The sequence below is a fragment of the Acinetobacter sp. LipI_19 genome, assembly GCF_058242925.1.
The window spans coordinates 4259213-4286054 of record NZ_JBZAYK010000001.1 but is presented as its reverse complement, the minus strand read 5'-3'; the positions used below and the strand labels follow the sequence as shown (position 1 = coordinate 4286054).

General features: G+C 39.2%; 25 protein-coding genes and 2 tRNA genes. 12 read left to right on the top strand and 15 right to left on the bottom strand.

The window, feature by feature from the left end; all coding sequences use genetic code 11:
- Nucleotides 1-4: 4 nt before the first annotated feature.
- The 6 genes from ftsL to AC4CVF_RS20525 all read right to left on the bottom strand — a co-directional run bounded on the left by ftsL (nt 5) and on the right by AC4CVF_RS20525 (nt 4222).
- On the bottom strand, nt 5-337 hold the full coding sequence (gene ftsL / locus AC4CVF_RS20550; RefSeq protein WP_336953686.1) for a cell division protein FtsL: 333 nt from the start codon (nt 335-337) through the stop codon (nt 5-7).
- The gene (rsmH, locus tag AC4CVF_RS20545) at nt 334-1260 is read right to left on the bottom strand and encodes a 16S rRNA (cytosine(1402)-N(4))-methyltransferase RsmH (protein ID WP_336953685.1); all 927 of its coding nucleotides are present in this window, start codon (nt 1258-1260) and stop codon (nt 334-336) included. Before rsmH ends, ftsL begins: the two co-directional genes overlap by 4 nt.
- 173 nt (nt 1261-1433) lie before the next feature.
- Nucleotides 1434-1637 (bottom strand): N-acetyltransferase, encoded by a 204-nt coding sequence (locus AC4CVF_RS20540; RefSeq protein WP_336953684.1) that lies wholly within the window; start codon nt 1635-1637, stop codon nt 1434-1436.
- Between the two features lie 69 nt (nt 1638-1706).
- Nucleotides 1707-1868, bottom strand: a complete 162-nt coding sequence (locus AC4CVF_RS20535) for a hypothetical protein (protein ID WP_336953683.1) — start codon at nt 1866-1868, stop codon at nt 1707-1709.
- 100 nt (nt 1869-1968) lie between these two features.
- A complete protein-coding gene (locus tag AC4CVF_RS20530) occupies nt 1969-2985 on the bottom strand; it encodes a sulfate ABC transporter substrate-binding protein (protein ID WP_490789890.1) in 1017 nt (338 codons plus the stop codon).
- Nucleotides 2986-3229: 244 nt separating this feature from the next.
- Nucleotides 3230-4222 (bottom strand): sulfate ABC transporter substrate-binding protein, encoded by a 993-nt coding sequence (locus tag AC4CVF_RS20525; RefSeq protein WP_419819870.1) that lies wholly within the window; start codon nt 4220-4222, stop codon nt 3230-3232.
- Nucleotides 4223-4585: 363 nt separating this feature from the next.
- On the opposite strand from AC4CVF_RS20525, the gene AC4CVF_RS20520 reads away from it, so the two are divergent.
- The 5 genes from AC4CVF_RS20520 to AC4CVF_RS20500 all read left to right on the top strand — a co-directional run bounded on the left by AC4CVF_RS20520 (nt 4586) and on the right by AC4CVF_RS20500 (nt 7273).
- Nucleotides 4586-4897 (top strand): hypothetical protein, encoded by a 312-nt coding sequence (locus AC4CVF_RS20520; RefSeq protein WP_004725398.1) that lies wholly within the window; start codon nt 4586-4588, stop codon nt 4895-4897.
- Nucleotides 4898-5035: 138 nt separating this feature from the next.
- Nucleotides 5036-6544, top strand: a complete 1509-nt coding sequence (gltX, locus tag AC4CVF_RS20515) for a glutamate--tRNA ligase (RefSeq protein ID WP_419327980.1) — start codon at nt 5036-5038, stop codon at nt 6542-6544.
- Between the two features lie 58 nt (nt 6545-6602).
- Nucleotides 6603-6678, top strand: a tRNA-Ala gene (locus AC4CVF_RS20510).
- Between the two features lie 26 nt (nt 6679-6704).
- Nucleotides 6705-6780 (top strand) — tRNA-Glu (locus AC4CVF_RS20505).
- A gap of 151 nt (nt 6781-6931) precedes the next feature.
- Nucleotides 6932-7273 (top strand): hypothetical protein, encoded by a 342-nt coding sequence (locus AC4CVF_RS20500; protein ID WP_419327981.1) that lies wholly within the window; start codon nt 6932-6934, stop codon nt 7271-7273.
- Between the two features lie 40 nt (nt 7274-7313).
- Here AC4CVF_RS20500 and AC4CVF_RS20495 read toward each other — a convergent pair whose 3' ends face one another.
- On the bottom strand, nt 7314-8282 hold the full coding sequence (locus tag AC4CVF_RS20495) for a cation diffusion facilitator family transporter (protein ID WP_490789889.1): 969 nt from the start codon (nt 8280-8282) through the stop codon (nt 7314-7316).
- 151 nt (nt 8283-8433) lie between these two features.
- On the opposite strand from AC4CVF_RS20495, the gene AC4CVF_RS20490 reads away from it, so the two are divergent.
- Complete coding sequence (locus AC4CVF_RS20490) at nt 8434-9231, top strand: DUF4198 domain-containing protein (protein ID WP_336953678.1); 798 nt, start codon at nt 8434-8436, stop codon at nt 9229-9231.
- A 75-nt stretch (nt 9232-9306) separates the two neighbouring features.
- Here AC4CVF_RS20490 and AC4CVF_RS20485 read toward each other — a convergent pair whose 3' ends face one another.
- The 4 genes from AC4CVF_RS20485 to AC4CVF_RS20470 are packed head-to-tail and all read right to left on the bottom strand — an operon-like array spanning nt 9307 to nt 15690.
- Nucleotides 9307-12498: an efflux RND transporter permease subunit gene (locus tag AC4CVF_RS20485; RefSeq protein ID WP_419358711.1), complete on the bottom strand. Its 3192-nt coding sequence runs from the start codon at nt 12496-12498 to the stop codon at nt 9307-9309.
- Nucleotides 12488-13792 (bottom strand): efflux RND transporter periplasmic adaptor subunit, encoded by a 1305-nt coding sequence (locus tag AC4CVF_RS20480; protein WP_490789888.1) that lies wholly within the window; start codon nt 13790-13792, stop codon nt 12488-12490. Before AC4CVF_RS20480 ends, AC4CVF_RS20485 begins: the two co-directional genes overlap by 11 nt.
- A 1-nt stretch (nt 13793) precedes the next feature.
- Complete coding sequence (locus tag AC4CVF_RS20475) at nt 13794-15158, bottom strand: TolC family protein (RefSeq protein WP_490789887.1); 1365 nt, start codon at nt 15156-15158, stop codon at nt 13794-13796.
- Nucleotides 15159-15216: 58 nt separating this feature from the next.
- On the bottom strand, nt 15217-15690 hold the full coding sequence (locus AC4CVF_RS20470; RefSeq protein ID WP_490789886.1) for a cation transporter: 474 nt from the start codon (nt 15688-15690) through the stop codon (nt 15217-15219).
- Nucleotides 15691-15955: 265 nt separating this feature from the next.
- Between AC4CVF_RS20470 and AC4CVF_RS20465 the strand changes: the two genes are divergently transcribed.
- Both AC4CVF_RS20465 and AC4CVF_RS20460 read left to right on the top strand, forming a co-directional pair.
- Entirely contained in the window at nt 15956-16309 is a 354-nt protein-coding gene (locus AC4CVF_RS20465; protein ID WP_336953673.1) for an SEL1-like repeat protein, read from the top strand.
- A 359-nt stretch (nt 16310-16668) separates the two neighbouring features.
- Nucleotides 16669-17556 (top strand): SDR family NAD(P)-dependent oxidoreductase, encoded by an 888-nt coding sequence (locus AC4CVF_RS20460; RefSeq protein WP_336953672.1) that lies wholly within the window; start codon nt 16669-16671, stop codon nt 17554-17556.
- A gap of 2 nt (nt 17557-17558) precedes the next feature.
- On the opposite strand, the gene AC4CVF_RS20455 is transcribed toward AC4CVF_RS20460, so the two are convergent.
- On the bottom strand, nt 17559-18455 hold the full coding sequence (locus tag AC4CVF_RS20455) for a LysR family transcriptional regulator (protein WP_419358707.1): 897 nt from the start codon (nt 18453-18455) through the stop codon (nt 17559-17561).
- 105 nt (nt 18456-18560) lie between these two features.
- On the opposite strand from AC4CVF_RS20455, the gene AC4CVF_RS20450 reads away from it, so the two are divergent.
- A complete protein-coding gene (locus tag AC4CVF_RS20450) occupies nt 18561-19316 on the top strand; it encodes an SDR family oxidoreductase (protein WP_490789885.1) in 756 nt (251 codons plus the stop codon).
- Nucleotides 19317-19360: 44 nt separating this feature from the next.
- Here the strand turns inward: AC4CVF_RS20450 and AC4CVF_RS20445 are convergent, their stop codons facing one another.
- Nucleotides 19361-20446, bottom strand: a complete 1086-nt coding sequence (locus AC4CVF_RS20445) for an SDR family oxidoreductase (RefSeq protein ID WP_490789884.1) — start codon at nt 20444-20446, stop codon at nt 19361-19363.
- 99 nt (nt 20447-20545) lie between these two features.
- Here AC4CVF_RS20445 and AC4CVF_RS20440 point away from each other — a divergent pair, with 99 nt between their 5' ends.
- Entirely contained in the window at nt 20546-20923 is a 378-nt protein-coding gene (locus AC4CVF_RS20440; RefSeq protein ID WP_419327990.1) for a MerR family transcriptional regulator, read from the top strand.
- A gap of 49 nt (nt 20924-20972) precedes the next feature.
- On the opposite strand, the gene AC4CVF_RS20435 is transcribed toward AC4CVF_RS20440, so the two are convergent.
- Nucleotides 20973-23345 (bottom strand): Tex family protein, encoded by a 2373-nt coding sequence (locus tag AC4CVF_RS20435; protein ID WP_490789883.1) that lies wholly within the window; start codon nt 23343-23345, stop codon nt 20973-20975.
- Between the two features lie 108 nt (nt 23346-23453).
- The gene (locus tag AC4CVF_RS20430; RefSeq protein WP_336953666.1) at nt 23454-23873 is read right to left on the bottom strand and encodes a carboxypeptidase regulatory-like domain-containing protein; all 420 of its coding nucleotides are present in this window, start codon (nt 23871-23873) and stop codon (nt 23454-23456) included.
- A 183-nt stretch (nt 23874-24056) separates the two neighbouring features.
- On the opposite strand from AC4CVF_RS20430, the gene ompR reads away from it, so the two are divergent.
- Both ompR and AC4CVF_RS20420 read left to right on the top strand, forming a co-directional pair.
- Nucleotides 24057-24821: an osmolarity response regulator transcription factor OmpR gene (gene ompR, locus AC4CVF_RS20425; RefSeq protein WP_004816610.1), complete on the top strand. Its 765-nt coding sequence runs from the start codon at nt 24057-24059 to the stop codon at nt 24819-24821.
- Between the two features lie 358 nt (nt 24822-25179).
- The gene (locus AC4CVF_RS20420) at nt 25180-26640 is read left to right on the top strand and encodes an ATP-binding protein (RefSeq protein ID WP_419819866.1); all 1461 of its coding nucleotides are present in this window, start codon (nt 25180-25182) and stop codon (nt 26638-26640) included.
- The last annotated feature ends 202 nt before the right edge of the window (nt 26641-26842 follow it).

The window sequence follows — 26842 nt, the reverse complement described above, 5'->3', positions numbered from 1 at the left end:
TGCCTTACTTCTTCTGCTCTGATTCAGTTGGTAATGAAATGACAACTGTTTGCGCAGCTGGCGGTGAATACATTCTCAATTGTGTCACTGCACGCGTTCCAATTTGTGCAGTTGCACCAAATGTTTGTTGTTCAATGAGCAAACGTCCCCATTCTGCATTGATATCTTCACGTTCACGCATGTAGCTATTTAGATCACGGAAATCATGACGATAGGCAAAGACTTGCAACACCACCATAAAGGCACTGATCAACACAGCAGCAACCAATACACCATAAACAATGGTTTTTTTAATGGCCAGCTTATGACTTGATTCTTCTATAATTTCTTGTTTCATTCTGCGCCTTTTTGTTCTAAGCGTTCTGCAACTCGAAGCCATGCACTACGTGAACGAGGATTGGCTTTGACTTCTTCCTCGCTGGCACGAATTCTGTCTACTTTTTTCAGTCGACGAGTATCTTGTACTTTTTGAGGTAATCCCCAACCATTATCTTCTGGCAACGTTGATTCTTTTTGAATAAATTGTTTAATAATCCGGTCTTCAAGTGAGTGGAAACTAATGACAGCCAAACGTGCATTTGATTTTAACAAATCTACGGCTTGAGGTAAAAAGGTATGTACGTCATCGAGTTCTTTATTAATTTCAATACGAATAGCTTGGAACGTCCGTGTCGCAGCATGTTTATTCTTTTCCCACTTTGGATGCGCAACTTTAACAATTTCCGCTAATTTTCCAGTGGTTTCGATATAACCTGCTTGCTTAATCGCACGTGCAATACGACGACTATAACGTTCCTCACCATATTGAAAAATCACATTGGCCAAATGTTCTTCATCGACATCCAGTAGCCAATCTGCGGCTGTTTGTCCTTGAGAATTATCCATACGCATATCAAGTGGTCCATCTTTCATAAAACTAAAACCACGATCTGCTTGATCTAGCTGTGGTGATGACACCCCTAAATCTGCCATAACCCCATCGACTTGATAAATATCCAATTGATTTAATTCTTGTTGTAAATCTGCAAAACTGGCATGAATAATTTTAAAACGAGGATCTTCTTTTTCTAACTGATATGCTACTTCTAACGCTTGTGGATCTTTATCAAAAGCATAAACTTTTGAATGTTCATCTAATTTAGATAACAATAAACGCGTGTGTCCACCACGTCCAAATGTCCCATCCACGTAAATTCCTGTATTGCGATCTGCAAGTAAAGCATCGACAGTTTCATGTAGTAATACAGAAATATGAGACATAATTATGGTTTCAGTTTAAGCAAAAAAAGTAACTGCACATTATTACCTTGTTTTGCCAAAGCTCCAAACGACTTTTTGTAGGGAAATATTACTTTTTATAGAGAAAACCGTTTTAAAGTGCATTTTATAAAAGTTCAGTACAAAAAATGGCTCATTCATTCTGCTACAAAGCGTTATTGTGTCTTGACCATTTTCACATCACCCTTGTCAAAATACTCTGAAACACGCCAATCCTGTCGAAGATAAAATTCAAAAGTACGACTTTTTTGATCAGTTTCTAAGCAAATTTCGTGAAAAGATTCAAATAATAAATCTTCTGATTTTTTCAAAAGCGCAGTTTCGACACCTTTGGCTTCAAAATCGGGCTGGACAAACATGGCAAATACACTGCTCTCAGTTAAATCTGCGATCGAAAAACCACACGCTTGATGCTGTAGCTCTGTAAGCTAGACAGTCGAAGTATTTTGAATCAAATCTAATATTACCAACTCAGTGATACCAAGTTCAGTCAGTTGTTGTTTTGACAAATGGTTGTCTTTGACTGACGTCCGTATATCAAAAATAATCTCAATATCATCTTCAGTTGCGAGCCTTAGTACAATATCCATAGTTAAATTGATTACTCAGTTTAATATTAGTCTAAATGATTCATAACAGAATGAAAAAACCTCCTAAAAAGGAGGTTGATTCAATCAAAATAGTTGATGTTTAGCGCTTGCTATTATAAATCTGATCAAAAACACCGCCATTGGCAAAGTGAGTTTGTTGCGCTTTTGCCCAACCACCAAAGACTTCATCAATCGTAAAAGTTTTCAGTTCAGGGAATTGATTGGAATATTTAGCTAAGATTTTTGCATTGCGCGGGCGATAGAAATGGCGTGCTGCCATATCTTGACCTATTGGAGAATACAAATAGTTAATATAACCCGTTGCTAACCATTTATTGCCATTCTTCTCTACTGTTTTATCAACAATTGCCACTGATGGTTCAGTCAAAATTGACATCGAGGGGTAGACAATATCAAACTTATTGCCAGATGCTTTCTTACTCACCATGGCTTCATTTTCCCACGTCAGTAAAACATCACCAATCCCACGTTCAGCAAATGTGGTCATCGATGCACGTGCAGCTGGATCCATAACTTTTACGTTATGGTACATCTTAGAAACAAAATCACGTGCTTTAGCATCATTACCACCTAGTTGTTTAAGTGCATAGCCCCAAGCTGAGAGATAGATCCAGCGAGGTAAACCACCTGTTTTAGGGTTAGGCGTAATGATTTGTACCCCAGGTCTGGTCAAATCTGTCCAATCCTTGATACCTTTGGGATTACCTTTGCGTACCAAAAACACAACGGTAGACGTATACGGTGCTGAGTTATTTGGAAATTCTTTTTCCCATCCTGGGTTAATTTGACCTGATTTCACAATTTCGTTGATATCATTCGCCAAAGCTAAGGTCACCACATCACCTTTTAAGCCATCAACCACGGCACGCGCTTGTTTTCCCGAACCACCATGCGATTGTTTAAAATCAACAGTCTTACCTGTACGAGATTTCCAGTAAGCACCAAATGATTTATTAAACTCATCATAAAACTCACGCGTTGCATCATAAGACACATTTAAAAATTCACGGTCAGCAGCATAACTTGCTGTCGTTGCAACAGTTAATCCCGTCACCATAACCACAGCACTCATCAGTGCTTTAAAATTAGTTTTCATATTATGAGTGCTAACATCGCTAAAATTATTCTAAATATATGAAATAAGCGAATAAACTTCAATCAAAAAGCGAAATACCCGCAAACTTAGAACAGATTAAAAATCCATCTATGGTTTTAATTGATGAAAGCGCTCAACATCACTGTGGCTTATATTTTGTCTGTTTTATTTGTTTTATCACAAATATTTCAAGCTAAAAAAGCCCCCCTTTGATCAAAGAGGACTTGTTTGTATTTGATTCAAATTACTTTTCAGCCGTAAATTGATCGTAAATCCCCCCATTGGCAAAATGGGTTTTTTGCGCTTTTGCCCAGCCGCCAAAAACTTGATCTATGGTAAAGAGTTTAATTTTTGGAAATTTTGCCGAATATTTGCCCGCAGCTTTGGCATTACGCGGACGGAAATTATATTTTGCTGCCAAGTCCTGCCCTACTGGTGAATAAAGATAATTTAAATAGCCTTTTGCTAAATTACGATTGCCATCTTTATCAACCACTTTATCGACGATTGCGACTGAAGGCTCGGCTAGAATTGAAATCGATGGATAAATAATTTGATATTTATCTTTATCTGGACCAGACGTCGCCAAAATTGCTTCATTTTCCCAAGACAACAAAACATCGCCAATACCACGATCCGCAAATGTTGTGAGCGAGCCACGAGCGCCTGAATCTAACACTTTGACATTTTTATATATTTGTTTGACTAATTCACGCGCTTTTGCATCATTACCACCCGGTTGTTTTAGTGCGTAACCCCATGCTGATAAATAAATCCAGCGTGGTGCACCGCCTGTTTTAGGGTTTGGTGTAATAATTTCAACTCCTGGTTTTACCAGATCATTCCAATCCTTAATTGCTTTCGGATTGCCCTTACGCACTAAAAAAACAACAGTAGATGTGTAGGGTGCAGAATTATTCGGAAATTCTTTTTGCCAGCCTTTTTCAATCAAACCTGCATTGACAATTTCATCAATATCATTAGCCAAAGCCAGTGTCACCACATCTGCTTGCAAACCATCTACTACTGAACGTGCTTGCTTGCCAGAACCACCATGAGACTGTTTAAATTCAATATCTTGACCTGTTTTTGATTTCCAAAATTGACCAAAACTTTTGTTATATTCTTGATAAAATTCTCGGGTAGGATCGTAGGATACATTTAAAAATTCTTTCGCTGCATAAGTATTCCCTGTGACGATTAAACTGATCGTACTTAAAAGCAGTAGTTTTTTCATTTCTTTCTCAGTTTCTAATGATTTAGAAGCACTATATTTTTATTATTTTGATTTAACAATCAATTACTTATAAATATTTGAACTAACTTATTCATAATTTAATATATCTAAAAATGTGTATTACTCATGTAAATTATTTAGTATGTTTTTTACACAAATTAACCTAAACTTGAATTCTTCACGATTCATCCACATTTATATGTTATCAATTAAAATATTACATTTCGTTTCAATGATTGTTTTTTAAACATTTTTTGTGTAGTATTATTAAAAAATGTGACGTAGTTATGCTTTTTGTAAGTTGTTTTGCTACAATAAACATGTTCAAGAACAAAAATTTGACCATCAAGGGGAGCCGATGGAATGAATGATTCTTATTTAAAGATCTTGGGCTTAAGTCTAGGACTCGCAGTGATGGCACAGACAGGCCATACTGCTGCAATTAAAGATACAACCAAGCCAATACAATCATTAATTGTTGTGGTAGACAAACAATCACCGATTGAAAAAGCGCTTAATCAGCAAAAGCGTGGCGAGAATAAATTGATCTCAGATAAAGATCAGCTTAAAGTTTTAACCTCAATTAAAACCACAGCTTCACAAAACTTTTTAGCTGAACAACATCAGAAATTCTCCTGTTTTGTACAAGCTTTATTCCAACCACATACTTTGTAAAAATTTGATTTAGAAAAATAAATTCTACGCTCCTCAAAAGAATTTAGAAGCCCAATCGTTTATTGGTGAATTAACCCTTAAGCAGTTGGGCTTTTTCGTTATAATAGTTTCAATTTACATTCTGAATAATATTTAGTTATGAAAGTCCGTACTCGTATCGCACCCTCTCCAACTGGTTTTCCACATGTGGGCACTGCCTATATTGCCTTGTTTAACTTATGTTTTGCACAACAACATGGTGGCGAATTTATTCTTCGTATTGAAGATACCGACCAACTCCGTTCAACACCTGAATCTGAAAAAATGATTTTAGATTCACTGCGTTGGTTAGGTTTAAACTGGTCAGAAGGGCCTGATATCGGCGGACCTCATGCTCCTTATCGCCAATCTGAGCGAATGGGAATCTATAAACAATATGCTTTAGAACTTGTTGAAAAAGGGCATGCCTTTTACTGTTTCGCAACAGCGGAAGAGCTTGATCAAATGCGTGCTGAACAACAAGCCCGTGGTGAAACCCCTGGTTATGATGGTCGTGGCTTAAAGCTTTCTCCAGAAGAGGTACAAAAGCGTTTGGCTGCGGGTGAAGCCCATGTGATCCGTATGAAAGTCCCTGAAGAAGGCGTTTGCCAATTCAATGACTTACTTCGTGGTGAAGTGGAGATTCCTTGGGCGCAAGTCGACATGCAAATTCTACTCAAAACAGATGGTTTGCCAACTTATCATTTAGCCAATGTAGTCGATGACCATTTAATGGAAATCACCCATGTGATTCGTGGTGAAGAATGGATTCCATCTGCACCAAAACACCAGTTGCTCTACCAATATTTTGGTTGGGACATGCCAACATTGTGCCATATGCCATTGTTGCGTAACCCAGACAAGTCAAAATTGTCTAAACGTAAAAATCCAACCTCAATCAACTACTACAAAGACATCGGTGTGCTACCTGAAGCCTTACTGAACTATTTAGGCCGTATGGGTTGGTCAATGCCAGATGAAAGAGAGAAATTCTCTTTGGCTGAAATGATTGAACACTTTGATATCCAGCGTGTGTCTTTGGGTGGTCCAATTTTTGATGTTGAAAAATTAAACTGGCTAAATGGACAATGGATTAAGGCACTCAGCCCTGCTGAACTGTTAAATACACTTCTGGCTTGGAAATCTGATCGCCAAACGCTAGAAGATATTGCTGCTGCCATTCAGCCACGTATTAACTTACTGTCTGAAGCGGTAAATTGGGCTGGTTTTTACTTCAACCAATTCCCAACATTGACCAAAGAACAATTTGACAGCAAAAAGCTGACTGAAGAACAAGTTCGTCAAAGCTTACAATTTGCAATTTGGCGTTTAGAAAGCTTATTTACATGGAACAACGATACTGTGAGCCAAACCTTGATGGATTTGGCGAATCAAATGGAAATCAAACTCCGTGATTTCATGCCAGCATTCTTTATCGCAATTGCAGGTTCAACATCATCTACTCCTGTGATGCAATCGATGGTCACCATTGGCCCTGATTTAACCTTTGCCCGTTTACGTCATGCACTTGAAATCGTGGGCGGTCCGAGCAAAAAAGAAGCAAAAGTTTGGGAAAAACTGAACGAAAGCATCAAATTGCCGAAAAATGATGCAGTTGATGAAGCTTAATTAAATTTTCTGTTGACGTGTGAGTGCAATATCCCTAATATTGCGCTCACACAGACTGGGGGTTATAGCTCAGTTGGTAGAGCGCTACAATGGCATTGTAGAGGTCAGGAGTTCGATCCTCCTTGACTCCACCAAAAGTTTTACCTGTGTTGCCTCACTTGTCCCTATCGTCTAGAGGCCTAGGACATCGCCCTTTCACGGCGGTAACCGGGGTTCGAATCCCCGTAGGGACGCCATATTCAAGATGGCGACATCTTTGTAAAAAACCCAAGCATAGTGACTTGGGTTTTTTATTGTCTAAATTTTGATTTAAGCTGCAATTCAGTCTTTTTTGCATTCTAAAATAGAACGATTAGAATATGCTTAGATTATAAATGTGGAGCCACCATGCAATACCAATGCCCAAAGTGCCAAAGTCGAAAAATCTTGCCTGTTACCCATGGGAATACACCTGCTGTACGTCCTGTTGTTCCAAAAAGCTTGGTATTTTTGATTCCGTTACTTTTTATTTTGTTGTTATTGGTTGTCATTAGTATTGTGATGTGGATTTTCAGCAACGGCGCAGGTCAAACATTGCAAATTGCAACCGTCGTGATCTTCATTGCAGCTGTGATTGCAGGGGTAATGTTTTGGCGTGATCTGCCCGATTTTAAAATATCAATGCAATCATTTATGCAAGCCAATAAAAGCTGGAAGTGCCGTGACTGCAATCATGAGTGGCAAATCTAATCCTTCAGCTTTGCCTCATGTTCAAATTAAACCATTCACCTTAATGTGAATGGTTTTTTGCTTCATTTGTATGTGTTTCATCAGCGTTACTGTAATCATTCCCATCTGATTCATCATGCGAGTGTACCATACACTCATTATCTTCAATTTGTAGCGTCATCTCAGTAATCCCATGTTGATGGCTAAGCATTTCCATAACCTGTTGATACAGTTGATTTCGATCCGCTTCTGGTGCAAATAAATGTACTGTCAGATGCACATTTTTAGATGTAATGGCCCAAACCTTAAGTTGATGAATACTTTCTACACCTTTAACGGATAAAAGATCATTACGTAATTTTTCAATATCAATTTCCTCAGGCACACCTTCCAGTAAAATATTGATACTTTGTTTTAGCAAAATCCATGTTCTTGGTAAGACCCAAAAGCCGATGAGTACAGCAATAATCGTATCCACCCACATCCAGCCAGTGAAATAAATAATTGCGCCCCCGATGATCACCCCCACAGAACCCAGTGCATCACTCAATACTTCCAGATAAGCACCTTTTATATTAAGGCTTTGCTTTGAACTGGAGAATAAAATCTTCATTGAAATAAGGTTAATCACCAACCCAACAACCGCCACAATCATCATACCGACACTCTGAATTTCAGGGGGTTGGCTAAAGCGCCGATACGCCTCGTAGAGAATATAAATTGCAACGACAAACAGCATCATGGCATTAAACAGTGCTGCTAAAATTTCAAAACGCTGATAGCCAAAAGTCCGTTTATCATCTGCGGGTAATTTACCAATTTTGATGGCAACCAATGCAATTGCCAATGCTGCTGCATCAGTAAACATATGTGCTGCATCGGACAACAAAGCCAAGCTTTGTGTTATGAAACCGGCAATCACTTCAACAATTAAAAAGGTACTGGTTAATGCCAATGCAAAAGTTAGTTTTTTTACATTTCCTTCTGTGACGACAGCATGACTATGATCATGCCCTTGTTGTTCACTCATGTTCATACCTCTGATTTTGTTTTATCAAAATATTGAATATTCTTTCTATTTACTATTGATAATAATAATTATTATCAATAGTAAAATTCTTCTATATAATGGCGACTCTATTTTCCACAGTTAAAATACCCCTGTTAATGGAATATCGACAATGAAAAAATACCTCTACCTTTCTGTACTTCTTTGCTCTTATAGTTATGCGCATGAACCCTATGTTGCACCTCTGGGCTATAACACCACAAATACACAAATCCCAGTGATTGCATCCTATGCTGAAGAAGCACTGAATGCAGAACATGCCATGAAACAAACCGCTCTCAACGTAATTCAACCAGATCAGAGCAAGTTACAAGTTGAAGCTGCAAGCACATTAAAATCGGCGACGGTGTTTGACTTAGCCTTACCACAAGCTGGGACCTATCTCATCTTCAGTAAAGCGTCTTTCCCACTCAAATATGTCCAACATAATAAAGAATGGAAAATGCTTTTTGATGTACCTGCTGAAAAAGCAGGGAAGATCGCTGAACGCGAATATGTGATTCCTGCTGACTTTAAGAAACCGCCTGTACCGATCACCATTAACCGAGAATGGTCAATCCAAAGCTATATTTCTAAAGAAAGAACTTCACCAGCCCAAAACAACACTGATGCAGCAATACAAGTTGAATTTAAAACGCATCCCAACAGCATTACTGCGCAGCAACCTGTGCAAATCTTGATTAAAAAATCAGGACAAGCGCTCAAAAATGCTGAACTACTTATCCGGGCTCAAGGGCAAACCGATAAACAAGCACAAAAAGTTCCAGTTGCTCAAGATGGTTCAGCGACAGTCACTTTTCCTTATTCAGGGCAATATCTGGTTGAAGTCAGTGAAGCATTTAACAAAACCATTCAACCTGTGAATCAAAATTACACCATCATCAGTCTAGGTGTATTGCCTACCAGTTAGTAATAAACTGCAAATAGAGTTTCAATACCTCACCGTTCTAAGCGAAGAACGGTGAGGTTATTTTTAAATTAACGATCAAGCATCAGTTTGTGCTTTAACTTTACGTTCATTCATCCAGCGATAAATCACCGGTAAAATCACCAAAGTCAATAAGGTGGATGACATGATGCCGCCAATCACGACAGTTGCCAGTGGGCGCTGAACTTCAGCGCCTGTCCCCGTAGCCAGTGCCATCGGCACAAAACCTAACGATGCTACACAAGCAGTCATCAATACAGGTCTTAATCGTAAAATTGCACCTTGCCATGTGGCCTGATAAATATCGAGTTGTTGACGTAATTCCTTGATAAAGGTCAACATCACCAAACCATTTAATACCGCTACACCCGAGAGCGCGATAAAGCCAACACCTGCAGACATCGACAATGGTATACCCCGAAGCCACAGTGCAATCAAACCACCACACAACGCAAATGGCACACCTGTAAACACCAACAAACTTTCCTTAAAGTTATGGAAAACGGCCATTAACAGCACAAAAATAGTCATCAGTGCCAGTGGAACGACCAGTTGCATACGGGCTTTCGCAGAGGTTAGGTTTTCAAACTGTCCACCATAGCTCAACCAATAACCCGCTGGCATTTGCTCTTTTGCCAGAGTCGATTGTAATTCGGTGACAAATGAGCCCAAATCACGCCCTTCAACATTGGCTGTCACGACTACACGACGTTTACCATTTTCACGACTGACCTGATTAATACCCAAGATATTTTCAACTTTAGCCACATCCTGAAGTTGGATTAGACCACCGTTTGGTGTTTGAATAGGTAAAACGGCCAAATGCTCAGGTGTACGTTGAGCATCATCCAGACGAATCACAAAGTCGAAACGGCGGTCACCTTGTAGTATTTGCCCAACATTCTGACCACCAACGCTAGTCGCCACCAAGTCTTGAATCGCCCTCACTGACAAACCATACTGCGCTGCCGCAGCTTTGTTCACTTCAACATTTAAAAGCGGTAGGCCTGAAGTCTGTTCCACATTGACGGCGGTTGCGCCAATAATACCTTTGATTTGTTGTGCAATTTTAGTGGCTTGTTGATTCAACACCTCCATATCATCGCCAAAAATCTTGATTCCCACATCGCTTCGTACACCAGAAATCAATTCGTTGAAACGAAGCTCAATCGGTTGAGAAAATTCACTATTATTTCCAGGTAATGTACCAAGAAATACAATCATACGTTGACGTAGCTCATCAATTGTTTGCTTTGGATTCTTCCATTCATCACGTGGCTTTAACAGCACCACAGCATCGGAAATATTAGGCGGCATGACATCTGTTGCCACCTCTGCCGTCCCTGTACGGGCAAATATAGCTTTGATTTCTGGAAACGCTTTGAGCAATAACTTTTCAGTATTCTCCTGCATACGTAAAGACTGCTCTAGGCCAGTACTTGGCGAACGCATTTGTTGCACTGCAAAATCGCCCTCACTCAAGGTGGGTGCAAACTCACTACCAATTTGTGTGGCAAGCACGCCCGTTAAAAACAGAATACTCACCGCAAGGGTGACGACTAACATTCGGAAGTTATAGGCTAAATTGAGTAGCTTTTCATATTTTTGCTTTAACCACAGCATCCAGCGACTTTCTGTTTCTTTAACTTCACCATTAACAAATAAAGCCACTGCAGCAGGAACAAAAGTAACTGAAAGAATGATTGCACCCACCAGTGCCAATACCACTGTCATAGCCATCGGGTGAAAAAGCTTTGCTTCAACACCAGACAAGGCGAAAATAGGTAAGTACACCACCAAAATAATTAATTGACCAAAGATTAAAGGGCGACGTGCCTGTTTAGCCGCAAGAAAAACTTCTTTAAAACGCTCTGCCCGTGAAAGTAATCTGCCTTTTGCATGTTGTGCCTCTGCCAGTCGCCGAATACAGTTTTCAACAATAACGACCGCACCATCTACAATGATCCCGAAATCCAGTGCGCCTAAGCTCATTAGATTGGCACTAATTTTCTGCTCAGCCATACCCGCCAAAGTAAATAGCATCGATAATGGAATCACACATGCAGTAATCAACGCTGCACGGAAATTACCAAGAAATAGGAACAGAATAACAATAACCAGAATCGCCCCTTCTACAAGGTTCTTCTGTACTGTACTAATCGCACGCTCAACCAAAGCTGTCCGGTCATATACGGTTTGAATCACAATACCTTTCGGTAAAGATTGCTGAACTTCCTTGATTTTGGCATCCACTGATTTCGCCACAGTACGGCTATTTTCACCCATCATCATCATGGCGATACCAAGTACAGTTTCCTCGCCATTGTAAGTTGCACCACCTGTACGTAAATCATGTCCAATCGATACAGTCGCTACATCTGCAACTCGGATCGGAAAACCATTTTTATTGCCTATACTTACATTTTGAATATCTTCAATATTGTTCAAAGTTCCTGGAACCCGTACTGTCAATTGCTGCCCATTGGTTTCAATAAAACCAGCACCACGGTTTTCATTGTTTCCAGTTAAAGCATTTTGTAGGTCACTGACAGGGATTTGTAATTGTTGCAAACGATTTAAATCAGGCGTGACCACATAAGTTTTATTAAAGCCACCAATCGAGTTGACCTCTGCAACACCAGGAACACGTTGTAACTGCGGTCGTACAATCCAGTCCTGAATTTCACGTAAATCCATCGCGGTATAGGGCGTACCATCAGGTTTTTTTGCATTCGGCTCTGCCTTGATCACCCACTGATAAATCTCACCCAATCCTGTCGATACAGGAGACATTGTCGGTGCAATATCATCTGGCAGTTCGGTTTGGGCTTCTTGTAAGCGTTGATTAATCTGTTGTCGTGCCCAATAAATATCCGTCCCATCTTTAAAAATAATGGTCACTTGGGATAAACCATAACGGGAAATGGAACGAGTCAACTCTAGCTTGGGTAAACCTGCCATCGCAGTTTCAATAGGATAGGTAATCCTTTGCTCAACTTCTAATGCGGTAAAACCAGCAGCTTGTGTGTTCACTTGTACTTGGGTATTGGTGATATCGGGTACAGCATCAATTGGTAATTTTTGATAGCCGTAAATCCCCACGCCAATCCACGCCACAATAAACAGCATAACCCAAATGGCATTTTTAATCGAAAATTGAATCAGTCGATCAAACACCCCTTCAGGTTGAGGTAATGCTGAATCCGCATCTCTGTCTAACTTAGAATCAGAAGAATCATTAATGCCCATGGCTCGCCTCTCCTTTTTCCAATTCAGATTTCAGCAAGAAGCTACCCTGACCAGCATATTGCTGGCCTTGGGTCAGACCAGTTTTCACTTCAACCCACAGACCATCTCCTGACACCTGACCCAACACAACAGGCTGCGCAGTAAACTCGATTTTCTTATCATGTTCGCTGGAAATAAACACTACGTCTTTTCCTTCAACTTTCTGTATAGCACTTTTGAGTACACGCAATGCTTGAGAAGTGCCTCGCTGTTGTAGTTGAACGTTGACCATCAAATTCGGACGCAATTCAGCCGCATTCGACAACACTTTGGCACGGACTTGTAAACGTCCTGTCTGCACATCAGCTTCACTGTTTAAACTTTGAATCTGTGCTTTAAACATATTCCCCGTCTGCAGTGACTTAAATTCAAGCTGTTGATTTGGAGCAATCGCTGAAAACTCTGAACTTGGTACAATAAATTCAAGCCATAGCTGATCCAGTTGATCAATGATAAATAGCTGGCTAGCAAGCTGCACATTTTCACCCATAACCAAGTCTTTTTTACTGATAATGCCTGCAATTGGTGCTGTGATAACATAACGACCATTACTGCTTGATGAGGCACCAAAAGCAGATATACGTGATCTGGTGGCTTGCACCTGAATCTGTGCTTGTTTGTAGGCATTATAAGCCCGTTGATAATCCTGCTTGGCAGAAATACCTTGTGACCATAACTGGCGCTCTCGTTCATAGTCCTGACGTGCCAGCTCTAGACTTGTCTGTGCAACCTGTAAGTTTGCCTGCTGATCGACCAAATCAGGCACTACTATAGTGGCCAGCGCTTGCCCTTTTTGCACACGCTGTCCCAATTCAACATTCACGGCAACTACCTGCCCACTAAATGCAGGTGATACATGTGCTTGACGATCTGTATTGACTGTGACTTTTGCAGGATAAGAAGCTGATTTGGTAACAGTACCCATCTCTACTTTAGCTAGTTTAATCCCTTGTTCTGTGATCTGCTGAGCAGTCAAACTAATGGCTTCAGCATTCTCTTTCTCGCCACCCTCTTCTTCACTGTGCTTCGCTTCTTCGGAACCATCTTTGGTGGTTCCCTTAGCATTTTCATCATGTGAATGTCCTTCTTCAGCATGCTCTGCTTCTTTCTCGCCACCTTCTTTGCTCGTGCCTTTTTTGGTTGAAAAGAACAATCCCATGGCAATAAGAGCAGTCATTACAAGCGTAATGATGATCAGTAGGCGTTGAGAAATTTTGCCTTTCTGAAGTTTAAAAGATTTAAATTGATTCAGCATATTAATTTCCCCCGCCCACAATTGGTAAAGCTTGTGTGTCCTGCCATAAACTCTGATTGATCTGCGCTAAAGCATCTTTTGCCATGATTTGACTTGGTTCAATACCGAGGCTCAAACTTTCCGCTTCAATGGCACGTTGCCAGCCATCTTTCAATAATTGCACTTTTCTCAAACGCACTTCTTGCAACTGTAATGTTGCGAGTTGCACATCGTTAACGGCAAATTTACCGACAGTAAACCCCTGCAAAGCTTTACGTTGAACCTGAGCTGCAAGCGGAATCTGAGACTCATCGACTGCTTTAAACTGTACTTCCAGTCCTTGCAATTCAGTCAATAATGTTCCCACCTGCAAAGCATTTTGGCGGAGATAAAACTCCTGTTGTCTACTGAGTAAATCCTGCTTTGCTTGCGCAATTTGCACACCGTATTGCTGGCGGTTGAAAATATTCAATGGGATAGAGACCCCCACAACTAAAGCATTGTCAGTCGAGGTTTCAGGTGATCGAGTACGATTCACGCCTAAATTCACAGTCGGATTAGGCCGTGCCGAAGCTTTTAATTGCGCCACTGTCGCTTTTGCTTGCAACACCTGTAACTGACGTGATTTTTCAAAAAGATTGTCCGCGAGATATTCTTGTACCTGTTGGTGTGTCGAAGACGGCCATAAAGATTGAGGATTTAAACCGATACGAATCGATTTATCAGCATCGCCCCAAAGGTTGGACAATTGCTGCTTGGCAACTTGCACCTGCAAATCGGCTTGACGATATAAGCGAGCATTTTCTGCATGACTCAGTCTGGCACGATCTACATCAACCTGCGCGACACTCCCCGCTTGATAGCGCTTCTGAATCGCATTCAGATTTTCTTCACTGACGTCGAGCTGCTCTTGGACCACGTTGCGTTCTAATTCAAAAATCGCCAGCTGTGACCATTGGTATTTCACAGCCAATTCAAGTTGAGCCTGATAAATTCGCTGATTTAAGTCACTTTGATCTTTTGAAAGTTGTGCCAACCTCTGTGCTGACTTACGTTCACCAAAAATATCCAATCGTTGAGAAACACCAATTGAAAGCTCTTGATCTTGATTGGAACCAAAACCCGTTTGCGATACGGATAACTCTGGATTTGTCCACAGTTTTGCTTGTTTAATGTTCGCTGTTGCAATTTGCTGCTGCGTTTGCCAGACCTTCTGCGTCTGCTGATATTGCTCAGTTTTTGCAATTGCCTGTTGTAACGTTAATGCTTGAGATGTGTTGTCTGCCCAAGTAACAGATGACATCACACTGAACATCAGTGCACCGAGCAAAGACGGCCTAAAACCGAATGCAGTTTTTTGTACTAAATTACGTATTACTTTTGACATGAAAATGCCCCACTAAATTAAACCATTAGCGGTGGGCAAGATTTTCGGCTACCCCACCTTATAGCGGGGATGAAAGAGGGGGAGGATTGGGCAAATATAGATCAGGTGACTGATACAAATTATTCCAGCCAATAAAGATAGATTCAGGATAGCCTACAAATTTAGGCTGTGCTGTGTGCTGCTGATTATCAACCACAATGAAATGCGCAAAAGAAGGCAAATGATCACGATGATCATCATTTATATGATTGAGGAAATCATTGGAACGCACATCTTGGTGTGCTGGTAATTGTTTTGATACTGACTGATCAGAAATCGGTTTATCTATCCCATATATATCTAACAGCTGCGGATGTTGCTGTTGATCCTGGGTACAATCAGGCGCATTATGGTGTCCAAAATGCTGACTAATTATACGTTGTGATGGAAGCTTAGTGCTTTCATGATTACAAAAAGCCGCCGCTACATTCCAAAGACTTTGGAACATAAACAAACTAAGCAAGACTGTGATGAAAACACTTGAGCGTTTCACAGATTCTATCCGAAATTCAAAACAACCTAAATATAGCAAGTTTTCTTCATGTAATAAAATTACAGTGAGTAATTTTATGCTTTAAATAGAATTGATAATTTGTTAAATAATGTGTTTTTTAACAAATATGTAAAAATCGCAATTGACAAATTACATTTAACTATTTGCAAACTCTAAAAAATCAGCTAGATTAATTATATCTAATCATTTTTTTGTGATTAGCAGTCTCTTTTACTTTGTTAATGGATTAGCAAGGAGGTTGTATATGTTGGTACATATTTTTAACCGTTTTTTAGGAGATTCAACATCTCGTCGGGCATTCGAACAGAATGCTTCTGAAGCTGCTCTCGAAAAGGCTCAAGCACATGATTTTGAAGACAAAAATCTAAGCTTAGATGAAATCGCAAATCGTAATGCAATGTGGTGCTATTTAAGGGCTGCTTTACGTGGAGATCAAGAAGCTCAGTATAAAATGGGTCTCAGCTACTTGAATGGACAACTTGGTTTAGACCGAAGTTATAGCCATGCAGAAAAATGGCTTGAACAAGCTGCTCACCAAGGTCATACCCCAGCCAAAGAACAATTAAAAAAAGCATATGATGAACTTGCTTTTTCTTAAAGTAGGTTAAATATATTGTATATATCCCCCTTATAAACAGAGTTGTAAAGCAGCTCTGTTTACTTAAAAATATATTTAATTTTCAAGTAAATTCACTTGATTATATTTTATGCAATAGATTTGTTTTTTTGCTTTCAAAACTCAGTTATATATGGTAAAAATCACGAAATAAGTAAAAATATAATAGAGTATTTACTCTAAAAATATTTTATAAATTCAGCCACTTAATGCTAGTATTTTTATTTTTTTTGTATATTATTGCCTTCCAACAAAAGTGATCATCTTTTAAACAAAGATCCAATCACCCGAAACAAAAAAATACAGCATCTGTTCATGTCGGTAGGCTCAGGAAAATAGCTATGAATCAAAAATTAGAGCAACTTTTTCAAAAAAAGGTTCAAGGTAAAATTGCACTCATCACAGGTGCCTCTAGTGGCATTGGTTTAACAGTTGCAAAAAAGCTTGCAGCAGCAGGTGCGCATGTACTTTTAGTCTCTCGTACTGAAGAAACACTGAAAGAGGTTCAAGCTGAAATTCAAGCTGAAGGTGGTCGAGCTGATATTTTCCCTTGTGATTTAAATGACATGAACGCAATTGATGAAGTATCTAAACAGATCGTTGCTTCTGTTGATCATATTGATATTTTGATTAATAACGCTGGCCGTTCGATTCGGCGCGCTGTGCATGAGTCTGTTGATCGTTTCCATGATTTTGAACGTACTATGCAACTCAATTACTTTGGTGCAGTTCGTTTAGTATTGAATATTTTGCCAGAAATGATGGTTCGTAAAGACGGCCACATCATTAATATCAGTTCAATTGGTGTATTGGCAAATGCAACTCGCTTCTCCGCTTATGTTGCATCAAAAGCCGCATTGGATGCATTTAGCCGCTGCTTATCAGCGGAAGTACATTCACATAAAATTGCCATTACTTCAGTCTATATGCCTTTAGTACGCACCCCGATGATTGCACCAACTAAGATCTATAAATATGTACCAACACTCTCGCCAGAACAAGCCGCTGATTTAGTTGCATATGCAATTGTAAAACGTCCTAAGAAAGTTGCTACAAATTTAGGTCGTTTAGCCTCTATTACTTACTCAATTGCACCTGGAATCAATAACAAATTAATGTCAATTGGCTTCAATCTGTTCCCAAGCTCAACTGCATCTGTCGGTGAGCAACAAAAATTGAACCTTGTTCAAAGAGCATATGCTCGTTTGTTCCCAGGTGAGCATTGGTAAGTTTAAGAGCTAATAGAAAGTTTACGTTTGAGTAGACTTTCTAGCCAATCAATAAAGAATTGAAAATATACTGGTCGATATTTCCTTTCTAAAAAAAGAAAATTGATTGGTATTTTTAAGCATGATTCTTGCTCAAATATTTTAGTTAATCTTTTGCTTTCTATAAAAGGAATTGCATCAAATGCTGGAATCTGAATAACCCCCAATCCTTGCAACCCCGCATGTAAATAACTTTCTGTATCCTCAACTAAAAGTTGGTAAGGAAGTTTTATCTGAGTATCTTCAAATACTAGACTTGCAAAATCTGAATCCATATTTTTCATTTGATAACCAATCATAATATGGTGATTTGAATGCCCTATTTCTAAATTGCTAGTCAATTTACGCAAATATTCTGGAGAGGCAAGTGTATATAAATCAACTTTTGTAATTGGTCTCACAATTAAATTTTCATTCGTCACATTTCCAACACGAACCACACAATCTAGTCGCTGTTCGATTAAATCTGAATAATGATCGTGACTATGAATTGAAATTTTAATATTTGGATACTTCTCATAAAATTCATGCAAATAAGGGATCAGATATCCTGTGGCTATTCTTAACGGTAATCCAATTTTGATTTGACCCGTATACTCACGGTTTTTTAATTTGAATTTATCCAACCCTTCAGCCTGAAGAATCAGTTGTTTAACCTCTTGAAAAAATTGAGCCCCTTCATTGGTTAAATTGACCTTTCGTGTTGTTCGATTAAATAACAATACTTGATATTCTGTTTCTAAGCCTTTTATTGCATAGGTAATTGTTGAACGTGGTAAATCCAGCGCTTTAGCAACCTGAGCAAATGAATGCTTTTCCGCAACTAAGCAAAAAATTTTGAGACGTTCAATTTTATCCATCTATTATTCAATTTTTTCAAACAATCTATTCGATTCTAATCACTATCTAGAATAAAAAATAGCATTTAACATTCCATCATCACTTATCAAGATGGGAAAATAAAAATGAAACAGCATAGTTTAAAAGATAAAACCGTCATTATTACAGGTGGAGCAAAAAATTTAGGTGGTCTGATCGCACGTAAGTTTGCAGAACAAGGTGCAAATCTTGTCATTCACTATAACAGCTTAGAAACCCAAAAAGATGCAGAAGAAACACTCAAAGCCATTGAACAATTAGGTGTTAATGCAACTTTGATACAAGCAGACCTCTCCAATATTCAAAATATCGAAACATTGTTCATCAAAGCCAAAGAAATCTTCGGTGGCGTCGATATTGCGATTAATACTGTAGGGCGAGTACTTAAAAAACCGTTGATTGAAACAACTGAACAAGAGTTTGATTCAATGAATGACATTAACAATAAAATTGCCTATTTCTTCATCCAATCTGCGGGTAAACATCTTAATAATGGTGGAAGAATTTGTTCTATCGTGACCAGTCTTTTAGCAGCCTACACAGGATTGTATTCAACCTATGAAGGCTTAAAAGCGCCTGTGGAGCACTATACCCGTGCAGCATCGAAAGAGTATGGCGATCGTGGTATTTCCGTCACGGCTGTTGCACCGGGTCCAATGGATACGCCATTTTTTTATGGTCAAGAAGCGCCTGAAGCAGTGGCCTATCATAAATCTGCATCTGCACTAGGTGGTTTAACCAAGATTGAAGATATTGAGCCTTTAGTGCGCTTTTTGGTAACAGAGGGTTGGTGGATTACTGGTCAGACTATTTTTGCCAATGGCGGTTATACAACACGATAATATTGAATGCCCATTTATTGAAATGGGCATTTTTATCGCTAGATCTAATGATTCTGGCTCACCCATTTAGCAGTCAACTCAATGGTCTGCTTAAGATTGGTTTCTGGTATTTTCCATTTTTGATTTAATGTTAAAAACTGATCTATATTTAATTGCTCAGTTCGGATGAAATCCAACATCTCAGCAGATAGATCTAGCTTTTGAGCAAGCCACTTCCATTTTAAAATCAATTTTAAAATGTTCAGCGAGACGAAGTATTGCGGTGCTTTTAGATTTAATCTGCGAGCCGCATTGTGAATAAGAGTTTGTAAAGAAACCTGAGTAGGATTGGCAATCAATATATCTTGATAAATTGTAAGTTGATCCTGTGATGCGTTGCATATCGCATTGACCAACATTGTCACAGAAACCAAAGGTAAATAATGCTGAGGAGTTGCAGGAATAGCGGTCAACTTCCCCTGTTTAAGCTGGGTAATCAGATGAGCAATCGGTTGATTTTCAGCAATCTCACCAGAGTTTTCATCCCCTAACACTGTTGCAGGATGGATCACTGTCCAGTCAACTTTCAACTGTTGAGCATATTTCACCCAAGTAAAATGAGCTTCAATTTTAGAAGCCTCGTAAGCACCCAGTTGTTGGTACACCCGTTTCCAATTTGTTTTCTCAATATTTTCCAAACAGACTCCAACATCTTGTAAGTGCTGAGTGAGTGTTAACATATAGCCAGAAAGATGAATTGCACGTTTCAATTGGCAATGTTCGTTTACGCATTCAAGCAAATTGATTAATCCCTTAACATTGACTTCTCTTGCCTGTTGAGTCGAAAGATTCCATGCAAATAAGGCACTGGTATTAAATAAATAATTCACCTTAGCAAGCCCTTGCCAATCTTCAGCTGAAATACCTAATGCAGGTAAAGTAACATCACCTTGTATACAGAATAATTTTTGATGACTTATTTCTTGTTTTTCTAGCCAATTTCTCAAATTTGACTCTTGCTGATCAAGGTTACGACACAAGGCAAAAACTTGATCATTGCTTTGAAGTAATCGTGCAACAAGAAATTTACCAATAAACCCTGTTGCACCAACCACCAAGGCAATTTTTTCTACGCTTTGATTCTTTTGCATCACTTTATACACCCTTTATATGTTCACACTTAAGCTAAAGGATGGAGTACACTCCACAGTCAAGTATTTCTTGCAAATACATAAAATTTGGAGCAAGTGATGTTAATCGGTGAATTATCAGAGCAATTAAATCTCAGTCGGGATACGATTCGTTTTTATGAAAAGCTTGATCTTATCCGCCCATTGACACGAAATAATGGTTATAAGGATTATTCAAAACAAGACTTACAGCAATTACAACTGATTCAGGTCGCTAAAAATTTAGGCTTTACTTTGGCTGAAATTAAACAGATTTTAGACTTGGTCAACATCAATGAAATTCCAGCAGAACAATTCCATATGATTTTAAAAGACAAACTCAATGTCATTCGTGAAAAAATTATCCAATTACAGAATATTCAGAACCTACTTGAAAATCTTGTGGTTGGGGAAGCATGTCCATTTAAAAAAGATTGTAATCTTTCCGCAATTGTCTAATCCATAAAAAAACCGCCTAACGGCGGTTTCTTTATTGAGAAATTATAGCTTATTTAGACCCTTTAATCCCTGCTTGTAATAACAATGCACCTAAACCACCAATTTTGTTCTCTTGAGGTTTAGTTGCTTGTGGTTTCTTGTCATGACGTGGTGTTTTGTCTTTATTATCATGGTTTGGACGACCTTGCTGTGGACGTTTACCCTGAGGCTTACGCTCACCACGTTGGTCATTGTTATTGAACTCACGCTTTTGACGTGGTGCTTTAGCTGGTGCTTCTGAACCTTCTGGGCGCATCGATAAATTCACACGATTTCGCTCAGCATCTACAGTCAACACACGTACTTGTACAATTTGCCCTGGTTTCACAACTTTATGTGGATCAGAAACAAATTCATTGGCAAGCTCTGAAATATGTATTAGACCATCTTGATGCACACCAACATCGACGAATGCACCGAAGTTAGTCACATTGGTAATCACGCCCTCAAGCTGCATCCCTTCAGTCAATTGACTGACTTCAGTGATATCTTCACGGAATTTTGCTGTACGGAATTCTGGACGAGGGTCACGACCCGGTTTTTCCAACTCGCTTAACACATCTTGAATCGTCGGTAGACCAAATTTGTCGTCGGCAAAATCTTCTGCTTTCACTTGACGAATAATTTCAGTATTACCAATGATATCTTTCACTGTAGTCGCTTTTGCTTCAACAATCTTGTTGACCAAACCATACGATTCAGGGTGAACAGAGGAAGCATCTAGAGGTTCTGAGCCATCTTGAATACGTAAGAAACCCGCAGCTTGCTCAAACGTGCGCTCACCTAAACGTGGTACATTTTTCAATGCTTGACGATTATCAAAACGACCATTTTCTTTCCGGTAATCTACAATTTGCTGTGCAATGGCTTTATTTAAACCTGCGATATAGCCCAAGATTGCTGGAGAGGCCGTATTTACATCTACACCTACCGCATTCACACAATCTTCAACAACAGCATCCAGTGTTTTTGCCAAATTGGTTTGATTCACATCATGCTGATATTGACCTACACCGATAGATTTAGGGTCAATTTTAACCAGTTCAGCCAATGGATCTTGTAAACGGCGGGCAATTGAAACAGCACCACGAATCGCAACATCAAGCTCAGGCAGTTCAGCAGAAGCCAATTCTGATGCTGAATAAACAGATGCGCCCGCTTCACTTACTGAAACACGCGTTAATGTAAGATCCGCATTTGCAGCCATCATTTCTGCAACAACAGCTTCAGTTTCACGACTCGCAGTACCATTGCCAATCGCAATTAAATCGACATTAAATTCACGACAAAGACGTGCAAGTTCAGCAATCGAGCCAGCTTTATCTTCTTTTGGTGCAAATGGGTAAATCGTGCTATGTGCAAGCACATCACCTGAATCAGAAACAACCGCCAGTTTTACCCCTGTACGAATACCAGGGTCAACACCTAAAGTTGTACGTGAACCAGCAGGGGCAGAGAGCAATAAATGACGTAAGTTTTCTGCAAACACGTCCATTGCTTCTGATTCAGCTACAAGGCGTTTTTCAGTCAACAAAGAATGTTCAATCGTTGGGCGAATTTTACCTAACCAAAACAGTTTTGCGATTTGCTTTAAGAAATCTTGACGTGCTTGTGGTTGAACACTTTCAAGCGCGTATTCAGTTTCAATACGTGCAAGTGGTGCATGATCATCACCATCAACTTTAAGACCCAATACATTTTCTTGGCGGCCGCGTAGCATTGCCAATAAACGGTGTGAAGGAACTTTATTTAAATTTTCAGAGAAATCAAAGTAATCACGGAATTTCTTACCGACTTCTTTTTTCTCATCAGATGCCACCAGACTTTTTAACACTGCTGTTTTGGCAAATGTTGATTTAAGTTCTGTGGTTAATGAAATATTTTGTGCCCAGTCATCAATGATGATGTGTTGAATCGCGTCTAATTGACTTTCAACATCTGGGTATTCTTCATGGCTAAAACCAGCCAAAGCTTCAGTCGGATCAATTTGCTCTGCGATAATTTTCTCAGCAAATTCCCCTAATCCCGCTTCTCTAGCTTTAAATGATTTACTGGTACGTTTTGGACGATACGGTGCGTAAAGTTCTTCTAATGCATTTTTTGTTTCAGCGGCATTTACCCGAGCAAGTAAGTCATCAGAGAGCTTATTTTGTTCTTTTAATGATTCGATTACTTTTTCACGGCGTTCAAATAAATCACGTAGATAAACAAGGCGTGTATCAAGTTGGCGTAATTGGATGTCGTCTAAGCCTTGCGTTACTTCTTTACGGTAACGTGCAATAAATGGAACACTAGAGCCTTCATCTATCAGTTTAATGGCAGCTTCTACTTGGTTTGGACGTACGGCAAGTTCACTTGCCAACTGCTGAACTAAGTCAGTCATCGTGTTTAATTCCACAAGGATAAGGACTAAAAGTTAGTGATTATAAAGACCAAGACCATAAAATCCACAATTGTTTTGCAAATTAGCAGTGAAAAAAGTGATAAAAGATCATTTTTCTTGAGTTTTTACAGTGCAATCGTGTATTTCATCCTGCTTAGCTGTATTTAAATTGCTTTGTAAAATAATTTTTCCAACGTCCCACTGCGCACCTTTACGTTGCCCACCGCCATGTGAATTGAAATATTTTAAATAGCATTGCTGATAGCCCTGTTTATTGAGTCGTTCTTGCACCCATATCGGTGGCGCTTCCATATACATGATTTCTTTCAATAAAAATGCAGAATAGCGCCGTTCTTTGAGTCGAAAGTTACCTTGCATATCCGTTTGGGCTTCACCGACCTGGACTAGAGCAATTGGTTGGTCAAATTCGTCAATCACTTGTCCTAAGATTTCAGGTCTGGAAAGTCGGCTAATACATGCACTTAAAATAAAACATATTGCCAAAATACATAAAACTTTCATTTGCATATGGTATATCTTTTTATTTATAAACATAGAATCATCTCAATTCGTTATAGATGTTGTTTTTTGGTTTCAAAACAGCCTGAAAATTGTATTTTTGAGCAATTTGATACATAGTCTTAACAAGAGCTTAGGCAGTATACTGAGATTGACGAATATTTATAATTTACAACATTAAGGGAGTACATCATGAGTTTGGTTGTACCTGCTGAAAATACAGATATCGTACAAAACGAAACTGACCGTGTCGAACGCATTTTAGTGGTCGATGATGATGTGCGTTTACGTACCCTTTTACAGCGTTTCCTTGAAGATAAAGGCTTTGTGGTAAAAACGGCCCACGACGCAACGCAGATGGATCGCCTATTACAACGTGAGTTATTCTCACTCATCGTTTTAGACTTTATGCTTCCTGTAGAAGATGGTTTAAGTATTTGTAGACGTTTACGCTCATCAAATATAGATACACCTGTCATCATGCTCACTGCACGAGGCAGTGACTCTGACCGTATTGCTGGTTTAGAAGCTGGTGCGGATGATTATTTGCCAAAACCATTTAATCCAAATGAGTTATTAGCACGTATTCGTGCTGTACTGCGTCGTCAGGTTCGTGAAGTGCCAGGTGCGCCAAGTCAAAATGTAGAAGTTGTATCTTTCGGGCCTTGGTCTCTAGATTTATCAACACGCACCCTGACACGTGAAGGGCAAGTGGTCACATTAACCACAGGTGAGTTTGCAGTCTTAAAAGCATTAGTCCAGCATCCACGTGAACCATTGACACGTGACAAGTTAATGAACCTAGCACGAGGTCGTGAATGGGGTGCTATGGAGCGTTCAATCGATGTTCAAGTGTCTCGCTTACGTCGTTTGATTGAAGAAAACCCTGCACGTGCACGTTATATTCAAACAGTTTGGGGCGTAGGTTATGTGTTCGTTCCAGATGGTGCCGAATAATAGATTTTGATTCGATAGAATGAATCTAGCTTGAAAAATACTGGTCACATGCTCGGTTTTAAATGTGCCAGTATTTTTTTATCCATTTTTATAGAATTACAGCCGTGATAGCTTTTCCATAGACCTGAGCTTTACTTATGACTTGGCTACTGTTGTTTTATTGTTTGGATATCCTGCAAAAAGATATGTGATCTCAACATAGTAATAATCCTTATCGTATTAAGTATAAATATCAAATATTTATATTGACTAACAAGTTAAACCAAGACAGCCTAACACTTATAATATTGCTATAAATCTACCATCCTTTAAACTGAAATCAATAGATTAAGAATATCGCACAGATTGGAATGCTCCTGTGAAATTAGAACCCATAGATCCACAAGAATTTACCGACTTTGTTACCTACAAAGAACGGAAACGTACACATTGGGAACGCTTCCTCGATAAAGTCAAACCTCGCTCGGCAGCCATGCGGACCACCGTATTGGTCGTATTTGTAGTGTTCTTTAGCCTGTTTATGTCATTATGGTTTTTCTGGAAAACGCTTTATTTACCTGAAATTCAGCAACATGCACGTTTTTTAGCAGTTGAACTTGAAATGGTTAACAATCCACGTTTACAGATTTATCATGACGAAATACAACTTGATATTGACGAGTGGTTAAAGCAACGGGTAGGTGTAGAATATGTTACTGATCCCAAAGAATATCCAAATGTAAAAGATAAAATTATTGCCGATTTTTTTACCAATCGTATTGAGAACCAGCTTGCAGAAGAATTAAAAATCAAAGACGTGACGGTTTATTTCCAGTTTAAACCCAGTCCACGTATTTGGGTTCAAACACCTGAAATGAATGGCAATTGGGTGCGTGAACCTCTGAATACTTATGCCAACTATAGCCCTGAACTGATTTTAGGTTGGTTACTCGGTATTCCACTGATTGCCGCAGTGATCATCTTGACATTGGTAAGGCAGCTCAATCGTCCATTGCGTCGTTTACAACATGCAGCAAATAACTACAGTAAAACAGGAAAAGCGCCTTATTTAGAAACCAATCATGGTCCTCAAGAAATTCGTGAGGTGAACCAAGCCTTTAACCATATGGTCTATACACTGGAACAAACTGAACGTGATCGTCAAATCATGTTGGCAGGTATCTCTCATGATTTAAGAACACCGCTGACACGGATCCGTTTAAGCGCAGAAATGATGTCTGATGATGACTTTTTAAAAGAAGGTTTGATTTATGATGTCGATGATATGGATGCCATTTTAAGCCAGTTTATTTCATATATGCGTGATGGCTCAGATGAAGAGCTTCAAGACACCAATATCAATGCTTTGCTACAAGAACTGATCATTCAGTTTAAACCTTTAGATATTCAGTTCACGCCGCAAGAACTACCTGTCATTACTGCTCGCTCACTGTCGTTAAAACGTTTGATTGGTAATCTCATCAACAATTCAAAACGTTATGGTGCAGAACCAATTGAACTCAGTGCTTTTGTAGAAGATGAGCATATTAAAATCTGTGTAGCAGACAATGGGGAAGGAATTCCCGAAGACCAAATTGAAGGGCTTATGCAACCTTTTGTGCGTGGTGATGCTGCACGTACGGTGCAAGGGAGTGGTTTAGGTTTGGCCATTGTCAAACGAATTGTCGATATTCATCAAGGTGAACTGTTGATTTCCAACCGTCCTGAAGGCGGGCTACAAGCCATCATTTCACTACCAACGTCAATAAAAGTTGAGGAAGAATCGACACCTACAAATCCAATTCAAAAAATCAAACAAAGTTTGAGTGATCACTTTTAGTGATTGCTCAATAAACCAACACTTAACTTTGTTTATTTAACAAACAGCCATCATTATTTTATTAATAAATAATAACTTAAAAACCATCACCAAAATTTATACCTGCATTTATTGAAAAAATTAGACCTTAGCATTAGAGGCATGCACAATTCAGTTTGAGGGCGGTACAATCCGTCTAGTTTTGAACAAGAATTGAGCGTAA

Excerpts from the sequence above, each read along its gene's own strand:
- AC4CVF_RS20450 (WP_490789885.1), top strand. The coding sequence starts at position 18,561 with ATGAAACAGCATAGTTTAAAAGATAAAACCGTCATTATTACAGGTGGA.
- AC4CVF_RS20495 (WP_490789889.1), bottom strand. The coding sequence starts at position 8,282 with ATGAGTGAACAACAAGGGCATGATCATAGTCATGCTGTCGTCACAGAA.
- rsmH (WP_336953685.1), bottom strand. The coding sequence starts at position 1,260 with ATGTCTCATATTTCTGTATTACTACATGAAACTGTCGATGCTTTACTT.
- AC4CVF_RS20485 (WP_419358711.1), bottom strand. The coding sequence starts at position 12,498 with ATGGGCATTAATGATTCTTCTGATTCTAAGTTAGACAGAGATGCGGAT.
- AC4CVF_RS20460 (WP_336953672.1), top strand. The coding sequence starts at position 16,669 with ATGAATCAAAAATTAGAGCAACTTTTTCAAAAAAAGGTTCAAGGTAAA.
- AC4CVF_RS20520 (WP_004725398.1), top strand. The coding sequence starts at position 4,586 with ATGAATGATTCTTATTTAAAGATCTTGGGCTTAAGTCTAGGACTCGCA.
- AC4CVF_RS20435 (WP_490789883.1), bottom strand. The coding sequence starts at position 23,345 with ATGACTGACTTAGTTCAGCAGTTGGCAAGTGAACTTGCCGTACGTCCA.
- AC4CVF_RS20530 (WP_490789890.1), bottom strand. The coding sequence starts at position 2,985 with ATGAAAACTAATTTTAAAGCACTGATGAGTGCTGTGGTTATGGTGACG.
- AC4CVF_RS20475 (WP_490789887.1), bottom strand. The coding sequence starts at position 15,158 with ATGTCAAAAGTAATACGTAATTTAGTACAAAAAACTGCATTCGGTTTT.
- AC4CVF_RS20535 (WP_336953683.1), bottom strand. The coding sequence starts at position 1,868 with ATGGATATTGTACTAAGGCTCGCAACTGAAGATGATATTGAGATTATT.
- AC4CVF_RS20465 (WP_336953673.1), top strand. The coding sequence starts at position 15,956 with ATGTTGGTACATATTTTTAACCGTTTTTTAGGAGATTCAACATCTCGT.
- AC4CVF_RS20440 (WP_419327990.1), top strand. The coding sequence starts at position 20,546 with ATGTTAATCGGTGAATTATCAGAGCAATTAAATCTCAGTCGGGATACG.
- AC4CVF_RS20540 (WP_336953684.1), bottom strand. The coding sequence starts at position 1,637 with ATGTTTGTCCAGCCCGATTTTGAAGCCAAAGGTGTCGAAACTGCGCTT.
- AC4CVF_RS20455 (WP_419358707.1), bottom strand. The coding sequence starts at position 18,455 with ATGGATAAAATTGAACGTCTCAAAATTTTTTGCTTAGTTGCGGAAAAG.
- AC4CVF_RS20445 (WP_490789884.1), bottom strand. The coding sequence starts at position 20,446 with ATGCAAAAGAATCAAAGCGTAGAAAAAATTGCCTTGGTGGTTGGTGCA.
- AC4CVF_RS20430 (WP_336953666.1), bottom strand. The coding sequence starts at position 23,873 with ATGCAAATGAAAGTTTTATGTATTTTGGCAATATGTTTTATTTTAAGT.
- ftsL (WP_336953686.1), bottom strand. The coding sequence starts at position 337 with ATGAAACAAGAAATTATAGAAGAATCAAGTCATAAGCTGGCCATTAAA.
- AC4CVF_RS20480 (WP_490789888.1), bottom strand. The coding sequence starts at position 13,792 with ATGCTGAATCAATTTAAATCTTTTAAACTTCAGAAAGGCAAAATTTCT.
- AC4CVF_RS20525 (WP_419819870.1), bottom strand. The coding sequence starts at position 4,222 with ATGAAAAAACTACTGCTTTTAAGTACGATCAGTTTAATCGTCACAGGG.
- AC4CVF_RS20490 (WP_336953678.1), top strand. The coding sequence starts at position 8,434 with ATGAAAAAATACCTCTACCTTTCTGTACTTCTTTGCTCTTATAGTTAT.
- ompR (WP_004816610.1), top strand. The coding sequence starts at position 24,057 with ATGAGTTTGGTTGTACCTGCTGAAAATACAGATATCGTACAAAACGAA.
- gltX (WP_419327980.1), top strand. The coding sequence starts at position 5,036 with ATGAAAGTCCGTACTCGTATCGCACCCTCTCCAACTGGTTTTCCACAT.
- AC4CVF_RS20500 (WP_419327981.1), top strand. The coding sequence starts at position 6,932 with ATGCAATACCAATGCCCAAAGTGCCAAAGTCGAAAAATCTTGCCTGTT.